The sequence below is a fragment of the Enterococcus raffinosus genome (genome assembly GCF_019175485.1).
Lineage (GTDB): Bacteria > Bacillota > Bacilli > Lactobacillales > Enterococcaceae > Enterococcus_A > Enterococcus_A raffinosus.
Window position 1 is genome coordinate 1828806 of the sequence record NZ_CP072888.1, and the last position, 16372, is coordinate 1845177.

The window sequence follows — 16372 nt, forward strand, 5'->3', positions numbered from 1 at the left end:
CATGGAACTTATTTCAACAACACTTACAACAATTAAACGGCATCGCATCCAATTCTCGATTTCATGGGTAATCTGCTTGATTGCTCTATTTGCCTTGACCAGTTTGAGTATGTTAAAACTTGTGTTGAATCAATTGGATTCCTCCAAGCAAATTCAATTATTTACAACAAAGGAAATTCTACAATTGCAGCACTATTTTTCCGAACGATTACTAGTTTGTGCGATCGGACTGTTTATTTTGCTGGTGGTCTTCTTTGTGTTTAGAATTCAACGCCAAAGAAAAGCGGCGATCTCAATGAAACAATTAATTTATTCTACAGGCCTAGAATTTTTTATAGGATTAATGATTGCCTCTATTTGCTTAATTCTATTGTACACACTTTTTGAACCTGCCTATGAAGCGATCCTTCAATCCTTTTATCATCAAGGATTGAATCAATTTAAGGAACTCCCAAATTTTGTTCTGAGTAATGGAACTAGTGGAATCGCCTACTCCGTTCGTTCTTCGATTTCCTTTGAACTTTCTTCAACAACCCTGCTTGACTTGTTTTTTGTTTCTTTAATCAAAGCCGTTGCCTATATCTTTTTCTGCTTATGTTTGTTAATTATCTGTTTTCGCCTGATTAACTTCGCCTCTAAAAAGAAGAATGTTCGCTAAATACGAACGTTCTTCTTTTTGTTCGTTCTTTTGTTAAACTAATTCTTGAAAGTCGATCGTTCCTTCATTATACTTAACAAGTATTCGGTTTTTGCCGATATAATGAACTTATTTTTAAGGAGCGTTTAATTATAATGGAGAAATTCTTTAAATTAAAGGAACAAGGTACCAATATTTCTACTGAAGTAATGGCTGGGGTTACTACATTCTTTGCCATGAGTTATATTTTATTCGTTAACCCAACCATTCTATCAGCTTCGGGGATGCCCTTTCAGGCTGTGTTCTTAGCAACCATCATCGCGTCTGTTATCGGAACTTTAGTTATGGGATTGTTCGCAAATGTCCCTTATGCACAAGCTCCAGGTATGGGACTGAATGCATTCTTCACTTACACTGTGGTATTCGGATTAGGATATTCTTGGCAACAGGCCTTAGCAATGGTATTTATTTGCGGGATCATCAACATCTTGATTACTGTTACTAAAATCCGTAAATTGATTATTCACGCTATTCCAGAAAGTATGCAGCATGCAATCGGCGGTGGGATCGGAATCTTTGTCGCTTATGTAGGAATTAAAAATGCCGGCTTGCTTTCTTTTAGTGCGGATTCTTCTGCGATTACTAGTAGTGTTGTTGAAGGTGGCAAAGCAACCAACGTAACCATTAACAGCGGAATCGTCCCAGCATTGGCAAACTTTAACAATGCGCCAATTTTATTGGCTGTTATCGGTTTGGTACTTACTACCATTTTAGTCGTTAAAAATGTTCGCGGAGCCATTTTGATTGGTATCGTGATCACTACTTTATTAGGTATCCCTATGGGCGTTGTTCAATTAGGCTCGATTGATTGGCACGCAAATTCATTGGGAAGTTCGATTCAAGAATTGGGAACAACATTTGGTGCAGCCTTTGGTCCAGCTGGAATGGGTTCTCTGTTTTCAGATTCCTCTAAATTGCCTCAGGTATTAATGACAATTTTAGCATTTAGCTTATCTGATACGTTTGATACGATCGGAACCTTTATTGGCACTGGTCGCCGAACAGGTATTTTCTCTAAAGAAGATGAACAAGCATTAGATGATGGTTCTCGAGGATTTAAAACGAAAATGGATAAGGCTTTATTCGCGGATGCCATCGCAACTTCAATTGGTGCTATCTTTGGTACATCAAATACAACCACTTATGTCGAATCCGCAGCTGGGATCGGTGCTGGCGGACGTACAGGTTTAACTTCTGTTGTTGTTGCTGCCCTATTTGCTCTAAGCAGCTTGTTTTCCCCGTTAATCGCTATTGTACCTGCTCAGGCAACTGCGCCTGCTTTAATTTTGGTCGGTGTAATGATGTTAGCGTCTTTCGCTGATATTAACTGGTTGGATCTAGAAGAAGCTGTCCCTGCATTTTTCGCAAGTGTATTCATGGGGCTTTGCTACAGTATTTCTTACGGGATTGCTGCCGGATTCATCTTCTATACCATCGTTAAAGTAATCAAAGGAAAAACAAAAGAAATTTCACCTATTCTTTGGATTGTAGATCTTTTATTTATTCTAAACTTTATTATTCTAGCTGTTTTATAATAGTAGAAAAAGAAGCGTAAAACCGAAAAATGGTTTTACGCTTCTTTTTGTTCTTCTGTAGATTCATCCTTTTCAGGCTTATCTGGAAACACAACAGTAAATGTCGTCCCCTTCTCTAACTCACTCTTCACTTCAATTGTTCCGTTGTGCAGCCGCACTAATTCTTGAACAATCGATAGTCCTAATCCTGATTCTCCGTACTTCGTATTCTTTCTTGACGGATCAGCTTTATAATACCGATCCCAAATATTCTTAACTTGCTCTTCTGACATACCGATTCCCGTATCGGAAATTTTTATCTCAGTAGCCTGCTCTAATTTATTGATTGCTACTGTAATTGTACCATCATTAGTAAATTGAATCGCATTTTGAATTAGGTTCACCATGACCTGTACGAATCGATCATAGTCAGCGTACACATTAATCGGTTCTTCCGTCTGCAGTATCAATTGGTCCTTTGAAGCCTCAGCTTTCCCTTGCAATTGTGAGACTAACGTAGAAACGGCCTCTGTAGCATTGAACGTTTGCAACAGGATACTGATTTGGTTCGTTCGGATCTTTTCGTAATCTAAATTTTCATTTACCAATCGAATTAAACGTGAGGTTTCATTTTGCATAAGCTTGATCGCTTTTTCCTTTTGGTTTTCCGGGATCGCATTATACTGCATTCCCTCAAGCAAGCCATTAATTGTGGTTAAGGGTGTACGCATCTCGTGAGAAGCATCCGCCATAAATTGCTTTCGCCGCTCTTCCTGTCTTTCAATTTCATCCTGAGATTCCTTCAATGATATGGTCATTTTATTGAAATCCTCTGCCAAATCATCAAATTCATCACGGTTTCGATTCGGCACAATAACATCGAAATTCCCCATGGCAACTTCTTTAGTTGCTGAACGCATACGATTAATTCGCTTTACTTGTTGCGTAGCAAAGAAATAACTGACAATAATCGCGATAATCGAAGCAATGATAAATGCCTTGAATAAATCAGTGACAATCGAATTTACACTCGTCTCAACATTCATCGCTGGCTGACTAACCAGCAAGACACCGAAGAAAACACCATCTGTAAAGAATGGAACCATGGCGTAAGAAGTCGTTTGGTTTTGTCCCATCACATTTTTTGAGCTTGTTTCCTTTTGCTGCTGTCCAGCTTTCAATGCTCGCCATTGTTCATTGCTAACTAGATGCTGATTCACTTTTCCTGATTTATCAGGATACTGAACATTCTTGTCCTTATCAATAAAGACAAAGGAAACGTCCTGTTGATTTAGACTGGACTCAGTCACATTGATGGCGAAAAGAAAAATTTCATTACTAGACATCCCTTCAAAGCGGATATCTCGACTCAAAGAAAGATTGTTTTTTTCCATCGACTGCGCGTATCCGAACAGTTCCTTATAGTTATTGTCCTCTAAAGTCTTCCGTGTAAATTGGGTAAACGACAAGCCCAATGTTAGTAAAATTAATAAAATCAACCCGCCAAAAGCCAGCAACTGTTGATAAAGGTATTTCATCGACCAACCTCAGTGTCATCAAATTTATACCCTACGCCCCAAACCGTTTGAATAACTTGTGAGCCTACCTTTTCTATTTTTTGACGAAGTTTTTTAATATGGGCATCTACTGTCCGTTCATCACCAAAATATTGATAATCCCAAACTAGCTCCAGCAGCTGCTCACGAGTGAACACTTGACGCGGCTTCTTCGCCATCGTGTACAGTAAATCAAATTCTTTTGGCGTTAATCCTTCGATAGTTTTCCCATCTAAATAGGCTTCACGTGTTTTCAAATTCATTTTGAAGTGATCTGTCTGAATATCAAAGCTTTCATTACTAGATACTCCCTCTTTTTGCGGTTCAGCAGTCAGTTCGCTGCGACGATGCAACGCTTTAATTCGCGCAATCAGCGTCAGCGGTGAGAATGGCTTGGTTACATAATCATCTGCACCCATTTCCAAACCTATAACTTGGTCACTTTCAGAGTCCCTAGCTGTTAACATAATGATGGGTACGGTCTTCGAGATTTTTCGAATCTCACGTCCGACCTCCATCCCGTCCATCGTTGGTAAGTTTAAATCCAATGTAATCATATCCCATTTTTCAGGGTCTGCCTTAAACGCGTCTAATCCTTCTTGTCCATCATACTTAAACTCAGCTTCCCAGCCTTCGTTTAAGAAAAACATTTGCATCATCTCGGAGACCGATTCATTGTCTTCGATCATTAAAATATTCATAGTCTAACCCCCTGATATCGTCTAATTCTCATTCTTAGTATACTCTATTTCATTTTTTTCAACCATTACCTTACCTGTATCTTCACCAACAATTTGCTTTTTCTTCAATTTTTTCAGCAATTCATACAAATTTTTTCATTTCTCATTTACTTCTTTGCTTTTTTTATAACGGAATGGTATACTTTTTTCTGCAATAAAAATATTTACTAGGGGGACGTTACGGATTCGACAGGCATAGTTTGAGCTTGAATTGCGCTTCGTAGGTTACGTCTACGTAAAAACGTTACAGTTAAATATAACTGCTAAAGAAAACAATAACTCTTACGCTTTAGCTGCCTAAAAACAGTTAGCGTAGATCCTCTCGGTATCGCCCATGTGCTCGAGTAAGGGTCCTATTCTAAGTGGGATACGTTTCAACTTTCCGTCTGCAAGTTGAAAAAGAGTTCATCAGACTAGCAATGTTCGCGGCCTGTCATGCGGCAGAGGACAAAGCGAAATTCAAATAGTATGACTATGAGCGTAGATTTTTAAGTGTCGATATGTTTGGACGCGGGTTCGACTCCCGCCGTCTCCATAATCGGCTCTTTGTCAATGAGTGTTGGTGAAGAAATTCAATAGAATAATCAAGTCATTCACACGGCTAGGCAGCTCTTTTGTCTAGCCGTGTTGTCGTTCTGGTCTTGTTCATTTGGGTGGTTTTCTTGAAATACTTTCCGCGATACAAAAAGATTCGTTCTCGGTAGTTTTGGAAGTTTCTAAAGCCATAGGCCATTCGTTTTAGTACTTTGATATGGTTGTTCAAACATTCCAGTGGCCCGTTGGAATAGGGAACCCGCAACGCGCGTTTGATTTCTGTTTGGTACTTTTTGAAGGTCGTAATCACTGGTTGGTAGTGTTCTGGTAACTCTTTGTAATTTTCCTTTAAAAGCTTCGTGAAATCAGGAACATCTCGTCTTCTGATAGCGGACAGAAAGTGCTGATAGACTTCGTAGCCTTGCTTTAAGGAGTCATCGTAAGACAACAGGCGATCGACGATTTCTGCTTCCGTTAGATGTGCCCGAAAAGAAGGTCGCCAGTAGCGGTGTCTCCCCTTCAATTCCCACGCATTCTTCTGAAGCAGTTTCCAGTATTTCTTTAAATGTTTTGATCGACTGTCGCCTTTTCTAAAGGACTTCATCACTTGAATTCGGTGGTTGGTAAAGGCTCGACCAATGTGTTGGCTGATATGAAAGCGATCGGCGACGATTCGGGCATTCGGAAAACAATCTTTCACCAATGTACGATAGGGTGTATAGAAATCTGAAACCACTAGACGTACTTGTTCCCGTACCTTTCTGGGATAACGCAAGAAATAGTCGCGTAAAGGATCGAGTTGACGATTTTCCACAATATCGATCAGTTGATGGGTTTTGCCATCCATCATGACAAAGCTCATAGCACCCGAGACATTTTTCACTGATTTGAATTCATCAAAACACAACACTTCTGGCAGTGGCTGGTTCAAAGAAATGGTTTTAGGCCGAAGGCTGCGAAGGATCCGAATAACCGTTGTTGGAGAAACGTGTTTCATGCGTGCAATCAAGGACATAGAAAGAGGCTCACTTAATAGTTCGAGAACGGCTTGTTTGACTCTGCGGGCAATGGAGCAGTGACGATCACTAACCGAATCTTCGGCTAAAAAAGTTTTTCCACAGTGTTTACACTTAAAGCGTTGTTTATTTATCCGCAGAATCGTCTTGTAGTTACTGACGTCATTTAATAGGATAGAGACTTTCTTCCAGCCCCATTTAATGATCGTTTGATCATTTTCATAGCGGCAATGAAAGCATTCCTCTGGTCGATAGGTTAATGTGCCATCAAAAACAAAACAGGTCTCGTCCTTGATTCGCTCTTTGCGAAAGGCATTCTCATGAAAGGTAAGATTTAGGTCTAGAATATCTAGTAACTCTTTGGTAAACTCTGAATAGGACATCTTGAAACACTCCTTTGAATGGTTTTCGTCGACTTTATTCTAAAGGATTTCAAGGTGTCTGTTTGCGTTTATTAGAAAAAAAGAAAAAGTGTTGGCAACAGAAGGTGTCACCAACACTAGATATTATAGAGCCCCATAATCCTAAAACCACAGAAAAGGCCCCAATGCTAAGTACTGAAGCATTGGGACCTTTTTTTAATTTATTAAAAGATGCAGCACTTGAACCGAGTTTTCAATACCACCTTTACTTCCCTTGATCAAAAACCTCTTGTTCCAACTCAACAAACACGAATTCTATCGATTCTGGGTATACATATACAATCAAACGTTCCTTCCGTATATCGGTCGCGACTGCTGGATGCACTTGTTCTGTTGAGACATTGTCGCGAAAAAGTTCTTTTAAAGCAATTTCCAGACCCGGATTGATAAATGGATTCAACATTCAGCTCGCTCCCTTTCCTTGGACAACTTTGCATACTTCTATTATACGCGCTGAGTATAAAGATAGGTAGTTTTCTTAAAAATCGTTCGTTTTATTAAGTAAATGGGCTTTTTCTTATCATGCGGAACTATTCTAATTTGATTAACGTTATTTTTCATCTAATAAAATAAAAATAATTCTATTTTGAGCATATAAGTAGGGACGGATAAACAACTATGGTACGGTTAGACCAATCAGAAAGGAGGGGTTACAGATGAAATACCTTGATATTATCGCGCTTATTTTGTTAATTGTCGGTGGAATTAATTGGTTATTAGTAGGTCTTTTTGAATATGATTTAGTTGCTGCGATATCTGGTGGAAGTACAGCGATTCTTGCTAAAATTATTTATATCGTTGTCGGAATATGTGCTCTTTACTGTTTGAAATTCATTCCAGGAATTGCGAATCGTGCTGAATAGTTAAGTAAAATAGATTTACAAAATCAAAAGCATTTAATATATAAAAAAACGAAGCCCTCATAATTGAATAGAGGGCTTCGTTTTTTTAACGAAAAGGATTGTAAAATCGTCCACCATTGACAAAAAGCAAAATAATTCCCGCAGAGCACAAAAAAAGGACCATTGCTAAGGCTAAATAATCATTTCGCTTCAAAGGCTTAGCCAACAACCATGTTCGACTTTTTTTCTTTCCAAAACGACGTAGCTCCATAGCCGAAGAGATCGTTTCAATTCGTTCCAAGCTAGAAAAAATCAATGGGATTGCGATCGTTAAATTTCCCCTCACCCGTTTCACCAAGGAAGCCTTTTTAGAAAGTTCGTTTCCGCGAGCTTGTTGGGCTTTAGAAATTGTTCGAAAGTCTTCTTGAATATCTGGGATATAACGTAGTGCCAAAGAAAAGGCGTACGCAATCTTATAAGACCCGCCAACTCGATGAATGCTTGAAGCTAGTTCACTTGGATTGGTCGTTAGAATAAAAATCAACCCCGGTGGGATCGTGACAAAATATTTTATCAATAAATTAAATTCGTAAAACAGTTGTTCTTGAGTAAGTGTATAGCGGCCGATGCCTTCTAAAATTACATGACGTGTTCCATAAATGGTTACACCATATTCTGGAGCAAATAGATAAACTGTCAGTAGATTCAGAATTGAAAAGAAGGCGATAAACTTCACCACAAAAGAAATCTCCCGATAGCTGATTTTTGCTGTCTTGAATAGAATCACTGAAAAGATTGCAAGCGCGAGTAAGAATCGCGTATCATAGGAAATCATTCCAACCACGGAAATCATCAAAAAGCATAATAATTTCGAAAATCCGCTAAGCTGATGGATCGGTGTCGTTTTTGGCAAATAGCCAATTAGATTATTTCCTGCCATAAGGCCCCTCCTCATGTTGGATAAATGCCGACACAAAGCCAGTTGCATCCGTTAGATGATTGTTTTGCGCCAACGTGTACAAGCTGGTCTCACGCAAACTCGCCGAGGCAACAAGCTTTGCTGAAGATAGAACATCCGCAGGTGTTTCGTCAGCAATCAACTGGCCTTCCTTCAAGACAAGCGTCCGTTTTGTATGTTCTAACATTAAGTGCATGTCATGTGTAATCATCAAAATCGTTATTCCTTGTCGATTCAACTTTCGCAAGAACGTCATCATTTCATTATAATGGTAATAATCTTGCCCGGCTGTCGGCTCATCAAGGATCAACAGTTCTGGCTCCAGTACTAAAATGGCAGCAATCGCTACCCGACGCTTTTGTCCGTGACTCAACGCTGAGATTGGCCAGTTACGAAACTCATAGAGTCCGCAGACTTTCAAGGTATCAAATACCTTCTCTTGAATTTTATCAGGCGCAACTCCACGATTTTCTAATCCTAAAGCCACTTCCTCAAAAATCATATTTTTAGACAACATTTGGTTGCTGTTTTGCAATACGTAACCAATTTTATCCGCCCGTTCCTTGATGCTCTCATTTGCAATAGCTTGTCCCTTCCACAGAAGTTGTCCTGTCTGAAGAGGATAAAAGCCGGTAATCAAATTAGAAAGAGTGGATTTTCCAGCACCGTTATGTCCTACTAGACTGACCATTTCACCTTGATAGAGCGTAAGATCCATGTTTTTGATGACTTCTTCATTTCCAAAACTAAATGAAAGATTATTTATGGACAATAAGGGTGTTTTTGATTTTTCAACTGCTTTAAACTTCCCTTGCGATTTCGCTAAAGCTGCAGAAATCTCCGGTGAAACTAATTGATCTACTTGCGTTAAATCAGGGAAACCTTCTAATGAAATACCTGCACGTTTTAACGCGGAAATATAAAGTGGCTCACGAATACCATATGTCGCTAACAAATCACTTTTTAGCAATTCCGTTGGTGTCATATCCGCAATAATCTTTCCTTCATCCATCAAAACAACACGATCAATTGGCGCAGCCAATACTTCTTCCAAACGGTGTTCAATGATAATTGTCGTAAATTTTTGTGACAAGTATAGTTGATCAATCATTTGAATCGCTTCATAGCCTGTTTGCGGATCAAGATTTGCTAAAGGTTCATCAAATAAAAGAATTGGTGTCTCATCGATCAGAACACCTGCCATCGTCACCCGCTGCTTTTGTCCACCAGAAAGATCCTGCGGACGTTTTTCAAGCTGTGCCAGTAGATGGGTCTTTTCCGACCAATATTTTACCGCTTGACGCATGGCTTCCTGCTCGACCATCTCATTCTCTAAAGAAAACGCAATATCTTCGGCAACAGTCAAGCCGACAAATTGACTGTCAGTATCTTGGAGCACCGTACCAACATCCAGCGAAAGATCATAAATTGATGCCTCGCTGAATAGTTGGCCGTTGATACTCAAGCTGCCGGTAAAGCTGCCCTTCTCATTTTGGGGAATGATCCCATTCAAACCCTTTCCCAACGTCGATTTCCCTGAACCACTAGGACCCATGATTAATATCTTTTCACCTTGTTTAATTGACAAATTGATGTTTTTCAAGGTAGGTTCAGCTTGACTGTCATATTGAAACGTAAAATCACGAAACTCGATCATTTTATTTCCTCACGTTCTAAGCTTCTTTATTTAAACTTCCCTTTTTAGTTTTTGTCTGTGCGTAAGCTTTTAATAGAATAAAACCTATAATTCCCGTAACAACAGAATTTGTAATACCCGCAACAACGCCTTGAGTGAAAACCTTGCTCGGTGCTTCTGCATAAATCAAAATATCTCCAATGGGTGCAATAACAACCCAGGTCACTAGGTTTGCGATCGTTTCACCAACCAAAAAAGTCACGATTTCTTTTTTACCGAAAATTCCTTGTTCGATCGGAATACGTTTTGCCAAGAGTCCGAAGAAAACACCCAGAATACCTGAAGCGACGATCCATGACCACCAGGCGCCATACGTCGTTAAATCACCTAAAGCATGTCCGATGAAGCCTGCTAAACCGGCAACAATTGGTCCGTATACTACACCTAATAGCGCCAAGAAAGGATAGGCTGTTGCAATATCCGTATTTGGAATCCCTGTAGGAATCGTCACAAATCGCTTCAAAATGAAGAAGACTGCCGCACCGATACCAATTGCTACAATGTGTTTTACTGTAAATTTCTTATTCATAGTTTTACCCCTTTTTCATTTTTTGTGCTATATTCGCTAAATTTTTGTTAGCTCAATCGTCCAATCATTGCCCGTTCCTATTTTATAAACTGTAGAAAACGAGTCCAGATTAATCCCTAAACCAACATTTAATAATGAATTAATATATAAGACCGCTTCTTTTGGAGAGACTTGAGCAAAGGAACGCCCAAAAACAACCTCATCCTGATAACGAACCACACCTTGATAGTATATTTTTACTAGCAAGCTTTGTCCATATTCAATCTGCCAGTTTTTGAAAAAGTCCACAGGAATGTTCGTCCATAGTGAACCGAAGCGAATATCCGTGATATCTATCGTACCGATAATTTTACTTTCAATTTGTGTGGGGGCAATCAAAGGAAAAGTCACTAACTCACTTACAGGAATCACGGTTCCTAATTCTGCAAAGCTAACCTTCCCACTAGCAAGCCGCGCACCATTATAAACGTAAACATCACGGCCATGAAATGTATGACTCTCAGAGGATCCCGGCAAGCGTTGCGACTCCTCATCTATTTGACGAACTTCTTTGATCCCCACGTACTGTGCTAAGTATGTTAATGTACCATTATCTGGGGTGATCACGTATTGTCCGCCTCTCAGCTCTGCAACGACACTGCGACGGGTTGAACCTACTCCAGGGTCAACCACTGAGACAAATACTGTTCCTGCCGGCCAATAAGTAACTGCTTGCAATAATCGATAGCTAGCATCATGAATATTATAGGGTTCGATTTCGTGCGTTAAATTATTAATATTCAATGTCGGATCCACCTGATAAGCCACTCCATACATTGCATTAACCGCACCGTCTTGCAATCCAAAATCCGTCTGTACCACTAAAAATCCTGCCATAAATCTTCCACCTTCCACTTTTACATCATTTTAAAGCTCGTCTTGTAAGTTCTTTTAGTTGTTAAGATCGTCACCTTAACAAAAAAGCAGACACAAAAAATGCCCTCAGCAAAAAAATTGCTAAGGGCATGAACATGCGTTACCACCTTTACTCGTAAAAATCCTCACAGACTTCACCTCAATCAGTACCCAAAAAAATCAACTTCTTGGAGACTGTGCCTTGTTAACGGGGGCATCCGTATTTCCTTAAACATTCGGGAAATCCGCTCAAAAGCCATTTTCAAATAACCAAGCTGCATCCCTTCTCACCAAACAGGAACTCTCTTTCGCAGATTGAATTAATTTACTTTCTTTCTCATCGCGTTTCATTGATTGTTAATAAAATAGCAAAGAAACTACGACTTGTCAATCTCAGAGATAATTTGACCACTCGTCAATAAAAAAGAGAGCGGTTTGACTACTTTGCTTAACCTTGCCCGTAATATGCATGGTCTCCGTGCTTACGGTAATAATGCTTATCTAGCAAATACTGTGGAATCTCACAGATGCCTGGATTGATTTTTTCATTTTCCTTCGCCATCAGACAAATTTCATCCAAAATCAAACTGTTTTCCACTGCTTTCATCGGTGAATCGCCCCAAGTAAATGGACCATGCCCATAAACTAACACCCCAGGTACTTCATCTGAATGGATTTTCCTTTTCTTGAATGTCTCAACAATTACCTGTCCAGTGTTTACTTCATACGCTTCTTTCACTTCTGCTTCCGTTAGCTGACGTGTACAGGGAATGCTACCATAAAAAGCATCCGCGTGCGTCGTTCCATAAGCTGGCAGATCACGTCCAGCTTGAGCCCACATGACCGAGTTTGTTGAATGAGTATGAACGATGGCATTGATTTTTTCAAATGCTTGGTATAGCACCACATGTGTTGGCAAATCAGATGATGGATTAAGACTTCCCTTACCCAACACATGTCCGGCTAAGTCCGTAACGACCATTTGATCTGCCTGCATTTTTTCGTATTTTACTCCGCTTGGTTTGATCACAATGATCCCTAGTTTCCGATTGATTTCACTGACATTGCCCCAAGTTAATTTGACTAAGCCGTATTGAGGCAGTTCTAAATTCGCCTCAAAAACTCGCTGTTTCATTGCGGCAATGACTTCATTACGCGACATCATAGCCTGCCTCCCTTAATTTTGCATAAAGATATCTTTTCGCTTGCTGAATTTCCGTCACAAAATCCTGACTCTTTTCACTCCACATCTCGATTAGAAACGTCCCATCGTATTCTAGTCGTTTCAAATTTCTTAATAACCCTAGAAAATCGACACAGCCTTCCCCAAATGGAACATCCCGAAACTGTCCACTGGAATCTTCGGTTACAGGATAGGTATCCTTCAAATGAATGGACGTAATACAGTCGATTCCTTTTTCCAATTCTCGAGCTGGATCATTTTCCGGCCAAGCAGATAAATTACCTAAATCTGGATACACTTGAAGGTAAGGTGAATGGATTTGTTTTTTAATCTCTAAAAATTTTGATATAGAGTTCATAAAAGGATCATCCATAATTTCAACAGAGAGAATCACACCGTAATTTGACGCTTCCTTCACACTTTCCTTCATTCCTGCGATAAAGTCTTCCCTAGAACTTATGGATTTTTTTTCATAGTATACGTCGTATCCTGCTACTTGAATAACATTAATACTTAAATTGTGAGCTAATTGAATGGCTTTACTCATAATCTCTTTTGCGATTTTTTGCTTATTTGGATCAGAAGAGCCAAAAGGAAAACGACGATGTCCACTTAGACAAATAGAATTAATTCGCACGCCTGTCTCGAACATATCGTTTCTCAGCTCCGCAATTTTTTCTTCAGGCCAGTCTAAACGCGCCAATCGTTCATCGGTTTCATCGATGGACATTTCTATAAAATCAAAGCCCATTTCCTTTACCAAGTAAAAACGTTCTTTCCATGAAATATTTTGAGGTAAGGCTTTTTCGTAAATTCCGACTTGAGCCATTTTATTGCCCCCAAATTCGAATGATTTCATCCTTGAAGTTTTGAGCGGCTTGTACTGGATTGGGAGCCGCTGTAATTCCTCGTCCTGTGATAAAGGTGTACACATCAATTCCTTCGAATAGTTTTAATGTATCTACATCTAACCCACCAGTAACTGAAACGTTGAAGCCCATTTCAATCAACTTTTTGACTTTGGATAAATCTTTTTCGCCCCAAGTTTCACCAGATAGCAAAGCATCACGGCTTTGATGGTAAATCGCTTGTTTGATTCCCATCTCACGCCAAGCTTCGGCCTGCTGGTAGGTCCAATCCCCATACAGCTCTACTTGTAATTCTTCCACTTCTTTTTTCGCTGCTTTCATCGTCGGAATCGTCGCACAGCAGATAACCGTCATGAAGTCTGCCCCAGCCTTCGCAACATTTTTCGCAACTGTTCCACCAGCATCCGCGCATTTGGTATCAGCGACTAATTTTTTTTCTGGAAACATTCCACGAATACAGCGAATTGCTTTTTGTCCTTCTTGTAAACACAAGATCGTGCCTACTTCAATAATATCAACGACAGCTCCTACCTTAAAAATATCTGCTAATGCGTGCTCTAAATCATTATGATCCAATGCTATTTGTAAATTTGGTCTACTCATTATGAAATTCCTCTTCTACTTAGTTTTTTGATATAACTCTGATTCCGAAAATTTTTCTCCGATTTCTTTAGCGGACATTACGTTCTTAATTCCGATTACTGTCACACCTTTTTTTTCTGCTTGAGTAAACATATTTAAAAAATTTACTGGAGTAAAAACGACATTGTATTGCGTTGCAGAACTTTTCCCTTCAGAAATCGCACAATGGTGAATCTTTGTGATTGGCACATTCAATTCCTTCATTGCCTTTTCCACACTTCTCATCATCATCAAGCTAGTACCAGACCCGTTCGCACAAGATACTAAAATTCTCATTATTACTTCCTCCTTATTCGTTTTAACAATTTATTTTTTTATTAATTTTGCTCTTGATATTTCTCTGCATATTGTTCGTAATCATCCACAATCATAAAGTAGCCATCTGGATTTTTCCGATATTGCAGTTGCGGAATGATCAGTAGCCCCACCACAACGATAGCGATTCCAATATAACCTAAGACTTTCATGATGACTGTAAATACTGGCCAAGCTGTCGCCCAGTCAAACATTCCGATATAGCCGCCGTATTTTGACATGCCGATCCAAGTTGCAAATAGCGCCGACCCTCCGACTTGGATAATCCCCGAAAGAAACGGAAATAGACAAGCGGCTTTGAACCCTCCACGGTTATTTGCGAAAACAGCAATTACTGCATTATCAAAGAATAACGGGATAAATCCTGCAATAACAATTGTTGGAGATTTTAATAGAATTAGCAATCCGATCATTAAGAACTGGCCTAAAGCACCAAACAAGAAACCAATTGTCACTGCATTAGGTGAACCAAAACCAAAGGTAGCAGCCACGTCAATCCCAGGAACTGCACCTGGCAAAATCGTATTGGAAATTCCTTGGAAAGATTGAGTCAGTTCATCAACGAAAGTCCGTACTCCTAATTGCAAGATAGCCAGATAAACAGCAAAATTCAGCGATGTAGTCATAATATAGAATAGGAAGCTTTGACCTTCTTGCATGAATTCTGCCTGAATTAAGTAATCCTTACCTAACACCAATAAAATGATTCCAAAAAAGAAAAGCATCAGTAAAGAAGTTGCTACCATATTTTCATTGAAGATTGATAAAAAACCTGGCAATTCAATATCTTCTAACTTTTTATCCATTTTTTCAGCTTTATTTTTCTTCTCATCCCGTTTTTTCATCCATTCAGCTAATTTTGCGAAGATAAAAATCCCAAACATTTGTTGATGAGCAACAGCAAAACCTGCCCCCTCCGTTAATTCCTGTGTAATTCCTACCGTCAAGTTTGAAGCAACTGCCCAGTAACAGCCTAAAATTAATCCCATAAAGATCAACACTTGAATTCTTCCTAAATCTGGAAAACAGAACAATAAGATCCAAAAGGCAGTGGCCGACTGTTGAATTTGCACATTTCCTGTTGTAAAAACGGAGCGTAATTTCGTGTATTTTTGGAAACGAACCAATAAAATATTCATAACGAAAGCGATCAATAGTAAAATCATAACGTCTCCAAATGTTCGGCCGAAGGTTTCCATCAGCCCAGCATCCACTGCGTTTTGTCCAAAGTATGGATCGGTTACCATTGCATCTAAGTTAAAGCGTTCTTTTAATCCAACTAAGATTGGGCGAAAGTTATTTACTAGGCCACCTGATCCAACAGTTAAAATAAAGTAGCCAACAGTTGCTTTTAAAAAGCCCGCGACACATTCATAAAGCGGCCTTTTCAGTAAGATATACCCCAGCAGCACAATAAATCCGATCAGATAAGCTGGCTGTGTCAAAATGTTTGTTGCAAAATATGTCCAAATACTTAACAAAAAGTCCCCCATTACTTCTTCCTCCTATAAGTTATACTCTTGCATCACAGTTTGATAATCTTCGATCGAATTTGTCGCAACAAGACGCTCTATTAGACCTTCTGTCATCAGTAATTCAGACAAGTTCTGAATATTTTCCATATGTTCTTCAGCATTTTTTGCGGCTAGGGTAAAAAATAAAATAGCAGCTTTTTCTTCGTCTTTACTATCGAATTGAATCGGCTTCTTCATTTTCGTAAATGAGATCGCTGTTCCAAAAACCCCTTCGCTGTCCTCAGAAGAATGTGGCATTGCTACTCCTGGAACAATGACTATATAAGGACCATGCTCTTCTACACAGCGTATGATTTCATCCACATAGGTTTGACTGATAATCTTTTTCTCCAACAATAAATGGCAGCTTTCAGCAATCGCCTCTCGCCAATCCGTTATTTCTTTTTCGGAATAGTTGATTAGTTCATTATCAAAAAAATATTTAAGCATG

General features: G+C 39.3%; 17 protein-coding genes, 1 other RNA gene and 1 other annotated feature. Of the genes, 4 read left to right on the forward strand and 14 right to left on the reverse strand.

The window, feature by feature from the left end; genetic code table 11:
• Position 1 precedes the first annotated feature (1 nt).
• Positions 2–658, forward strand: a complete 657-nt coding sequence (locus J9537_RS08935) for a hypothetical protein (RefSeq protein ID WP_218255779.1) — start codon at positions 2–4, stop codon at positions 656–658.
• A 134-nt stretch (positions 659–792) separates the two neighbouring features.
• Positions 793–2232: an NCS2 family permease gene (locus J9537_RS08940; protein ID WP_010746188.1), complete on the forward strand. Its 1440-nt coding sequence runs from the start codon at positions 793–795 to the stop codon at positions 2230–2232.
• Between the two features lie 35 nt (positions 2233–2267).
• Here J9537_RS08940 and J9537_RS08945 read toward each other — a convergent pair whose 3' ends face one another.
• Both J9537_RS08945 and J9537_RS08950 read right to left on the reverse strand, forming a co-directional pair.
• On the reverse strand, positions 2268–3749 hold the full coding sequence (locus J9537_RS08945) for a sensor histidine kinase (protein WP_218255781.1): 1482 nt from the start codon (positions 3747–3749) through the stop codon (positions 2268–2270).
• On the reverse strand, positions 3746–4468 hold the full coding sequence (locus J9537_RS08950) for a response regulator transcription factor (RefSeq protein ID WP_010746186.1): 723 nt from the start codon (positions 4466–4468) through the stop codon (positions 3746–3748). Before J9537_RS08950 ends, J9537_RS08945 begins: the two co-directional genes overlap by 4 nt.
• Positions 4469–4678: 210 nt before the next feature.
• On the opposite strand from J9537_RS08950, the gene ssrA reads away from it, so the two are divergent.
• Positions 4679–5045, forward strand: a transfer-messenger RNA (tmRNA) gene (gene ssrA, locus J9537_RS08955).
• A 63-nt stretch (positions 5046–5108) separates the two neighbouring features.
• Here ssrA and J9537_RS08960 read toward each other — a convergent pair.
• Positions 5109–6440 carry an ISL3 family transposase gene (locus J9537_RS08960; RefSeq protein ID WP_218255782.1) on the reverse strand — a complete coding sequence of 444 codons (1332 nt, stop codon included), beginning with the start codon at positions 6438–6440 and terminating at the stop codon, positions 5109–5111.
• Between the two features lie 244 nt (positions 6441–6684).
• A complete protein-coding gene (locus J9537_RS08965; RefSeq protein WP_218255784.1) occupies positions 6685–6882 on the reverse strand; it encodes a hypothetical protein in 198 nt (65 codons plus the stop codon).
• 253 nt (positions 6883–7135) lie between these two features.
• Between J9537_RS08965 and J9537_RS08970 the strand changes: the two genes are divergently transcribed.
• A complete protein-coding gene (locus J9537_RS08970; RefSeq protein ID WP_010746184.1) occupies positions 7136–7342 on the forward strand; it encodes a DUF378 domain-containing protein in 207 nt (68 codons plus the stop codon).
• Positions 7343–7427: 85 nt separating this feature from the next.
• On the opposite strand, the gene J9537_RS08975 is transcribed toward J9537_RS08970, so the two are convergent.
• The 10 genes from J9537_RS08975 to J9537_RS09020 form a co-directional block, all read right to left on the reverse strand.
• Positions 7428–8261, reverse strand: coding sequence for an energy-coupling factor transporter transmembrane component T family protein (locus tag J9537_RS08975; RefSeq protein WP_218255785.1), 834 nt, complete (start codon positions 8259–8261; stop codon positions 7428–7430).
• Positions 8248–9936 (reverse strand): ABC transporter ATP-binding protein, encoded by a 1689-nt coding sequence (locus J9537_RS08980; RefSeq protein ID WP_218255787.1) that lies wholly within the window; start codon positions 9934–9936, stop codon positions 8248–8250. The genes J9537_RS08975 and J9537_RS08980 overlap by 14 nt, the downstream gene beginning before the upstream one ends.
• A 16-nt stretch (positions 9937–9952) precedes the next feature.
• Positions 9953–10504, reverse strand: coding sequence for an ECF-type riboflavin transporter substrate-binding protein (locus J9537_RS08985; RefSeq protein WP_218255789.1), 552 nt, complete (start codon positions 10502–10504; stop codon positions 9953–9955).
• Between the two features lie 36 nt (positions 10505–10540).
• Positions 10541–11380: an SAM hydrolase/SAM-dependent halogenase family protein gene (locus tag J9537_RS08990; RefSeq protein WP_218255791.1), complete on the reverse strand. Its 840-nt coding sequence runs from the start codon at positions 11378–11380 to the stop codon at positions 10541–10543.
• 119 nt (positions 11381–11499) lie between these two features.
• Positions 11500–11748 (reverse strand) — a binding site (T-box leader).
• Between the two features lie 98 nt (positions 11749–11846).
• Positions 11847–12560: an L-ribulose-5-phosphate 4-epimerase AraD gene (gene araD / locus J9537_RS08995; RefSeq protein WP_218257358.1), complete on the reverse strand. Its 714-nt coding sequence runs from the start codon at positions 12558–12560 to the stop codon at positions 11847–11849.
• Positions 12550–13410 carry an L-ribulose-5-phosphate 3-epimerase gene (locus J9537_RS09000; RefSeq protein ID WP_218255793.1) on the reverse strand — a complete coding sequence of 287 codons (861 nt, stop codon included), beginning with the start codon at positions 13408–13410 and terminating at the stop codon, positions 12550–12552. Before J9537_RS09000 ends, araD begins: the two co-directional genes overlap by 11 nt.
• A gap of 1 nt (position 13411) precedes the next feature.
• Positions 13412–14053 carry a 3-keto-L-gulonate-6-phosphate decarboxylase UlaD gene (locus J9537_RS09005; protein ID WP_218255794.1) on the reverse strand — a complete coding sequence of 214 codons (642 nt, stop codon included), beginning with the start codon at positions 14051–14053 and terminating at the stop codon, positions 13412–13414.
• Positions 14054–14068: 15 nt separating this feature from the next.
• Positions 14069–14368 (reverse strand): PTS sugar transporter subunit IIB, encoded by a 300-nt coding sequence (locus J9537_RS09010; RefSeq protein WP_218255796.1) that lies wholly within the window; start codon positions 14366–14368, stop codon positions 14069–14071.
• A gap of 41 nt (positions 14369–14409) precedes the next feature.
• The gene (locus J9537_RS09015; RefSeq protein ID WP_218255798.1) at positions 14410–15900 is read right to left on the reverse strand and encodes a PTS ascorbate transporter subunit IIC; all 1491 of its coding nucleotides are present in this window, start codon (positions 15898–15900) and stop codon (positions 14410–14412) included.
• A 12-nt stretch (positions 15901–15912) separates the two neighbouring features.
• Entirely contained in the window at positions 15913–16371 is a 459-nt protein-coding gene (locus J9537_RS09020) for a PTS sugar transporter subunit IIA (protein WP_218255800.1), read from the reverse strand.
• Between the last annotated feature and the right edge of the window lies 1 nt (position 16372).

What these genes read in the sequence shown, in the direction of transcription:
- J9537_RS08935 (WP_218255779.1), top strand. Translation starts at nt 2, where the DNA reads ATGGAACTTATTTCAACAACACTTACAACAATTAAACGGCATCGCATC.
- J9537_RS08940 (WP_010746188.1), top strand. Translation starts at nt 793, where the DNA reads ATGGAGAAATTCTTTAAATTAAAGGAACAAGGTACCAATATTTCTACT.
- J9537_RS08945 (WP_218255781.1), bottom strand. Translation starts at nt 3,749, where the DNA reads ATGAAATACCTTTATCAACAGTTGCTGGCTTTTGGCGGGTTGATTTTA.
- J9537_RS08950 (WP_010746186.1), bottom strand. Translation starts at nt 4,468, where the DNA reads ATGAATATTTTAATGATCGAAGACAATGAATCGGTCTCCGAGATGATG.
- J9537_RS08960 (WP_218255782.1), bottom strand. Translation starts at nt 6,440, where the DNA reads ATGTCCTATTCAGAGTTTACCAAAGAGTTACTAGATATTCTAGACCTA.
- J9537_RS08965 (WP_218255784.1), bottom strand. Translation starts at nt 6,882, where the DNA reads ATGTTGAATCCATTTATCAATCCGGGTCTGGAAATTGCTTTAAAAGAA.
- J9537_RS08970 (WP_010746184.1), top strand. Translation starts at nt 7,136, where the DNA reads ATGAAATACCTTGATATTATCGCGCTTATTTTGTTAATTGTCGGTGGA.
- J9537_RS08975 (WP_218255785.1), bottom strand. Translation starts at nt 8,261, where the DNA reads ATGGCAGGAAATAATCTAATTGGCTATTTGCCAAAAACGACACCGATC.
- J9537_RS08980 (WP_218255787.1), bottom strand. Translation starts at nt 9,936, where the DNA reads ATGATCGAGTTTCGTGATTTTACGTTTCAATATGACAGTCAAGCTGAA.
- J9537_RS08985 (WP_218255789.1), bottom strand. Translation starts at nt 10,504, where the DNA reads ATGAATAAGAAATTTACAGTAAAACACATTGTAGCAATTGGTATCGGT.
- J9537_RS08990 (WP_218255791.1), bottom strand. Translation starts at nt 11,380, where the DNA reads ATGGCAGGATTTTTAGTGGTACAGACGGATTTTGGATTGCAAGACGGT.
- araD (WP_218257358.1), bottom strand. Translation starts at nt 12,560, where the DNA reads ATGTCGCGTAATGAAGTCATTGCCGCAATGAAACAGCGAGTTTTTGAG.
- J9537_RS09000 (WP_218255793.1), bottom strand. Translation starts at nt 13,410, where the DNA reads ATGGCTCAAGTCGGAATTTACGAAAAAGCCTTACCTCAAAATATTTCA.
- J9537_RS09005 (WP_218255794.1), bottom strand. Translation starts at nt 14,053, where the DNA reads ATGAGTAGACCAAATTTACAAATAGCATTGGATCATAATGATTTAGAG.
- J9537_RS09010 (WP_218255796.1), bottom strand. Translation starts at nt 14,368, where the DNA reads ATGAGAATTTTAGTATCTTGTGCGAACGGGTCTGGTACTAGCTTGATG.
- J9537_RS09015 (WP_218255798.1), bottom strand. Translation starts at nt 15,900, where the DNA reads ATGGGGGACTTTTTGTTAAGTATTTGGACATATTTTGCAACAAACATT.
- J9537_RS09020 (WP_218255800.1), bottom strand. Translation starts at nt 16,371, where the DNA reads ATGCTTAAATATTTTTTTGATAATGAACTAATCAACTATTCCGAAAAA.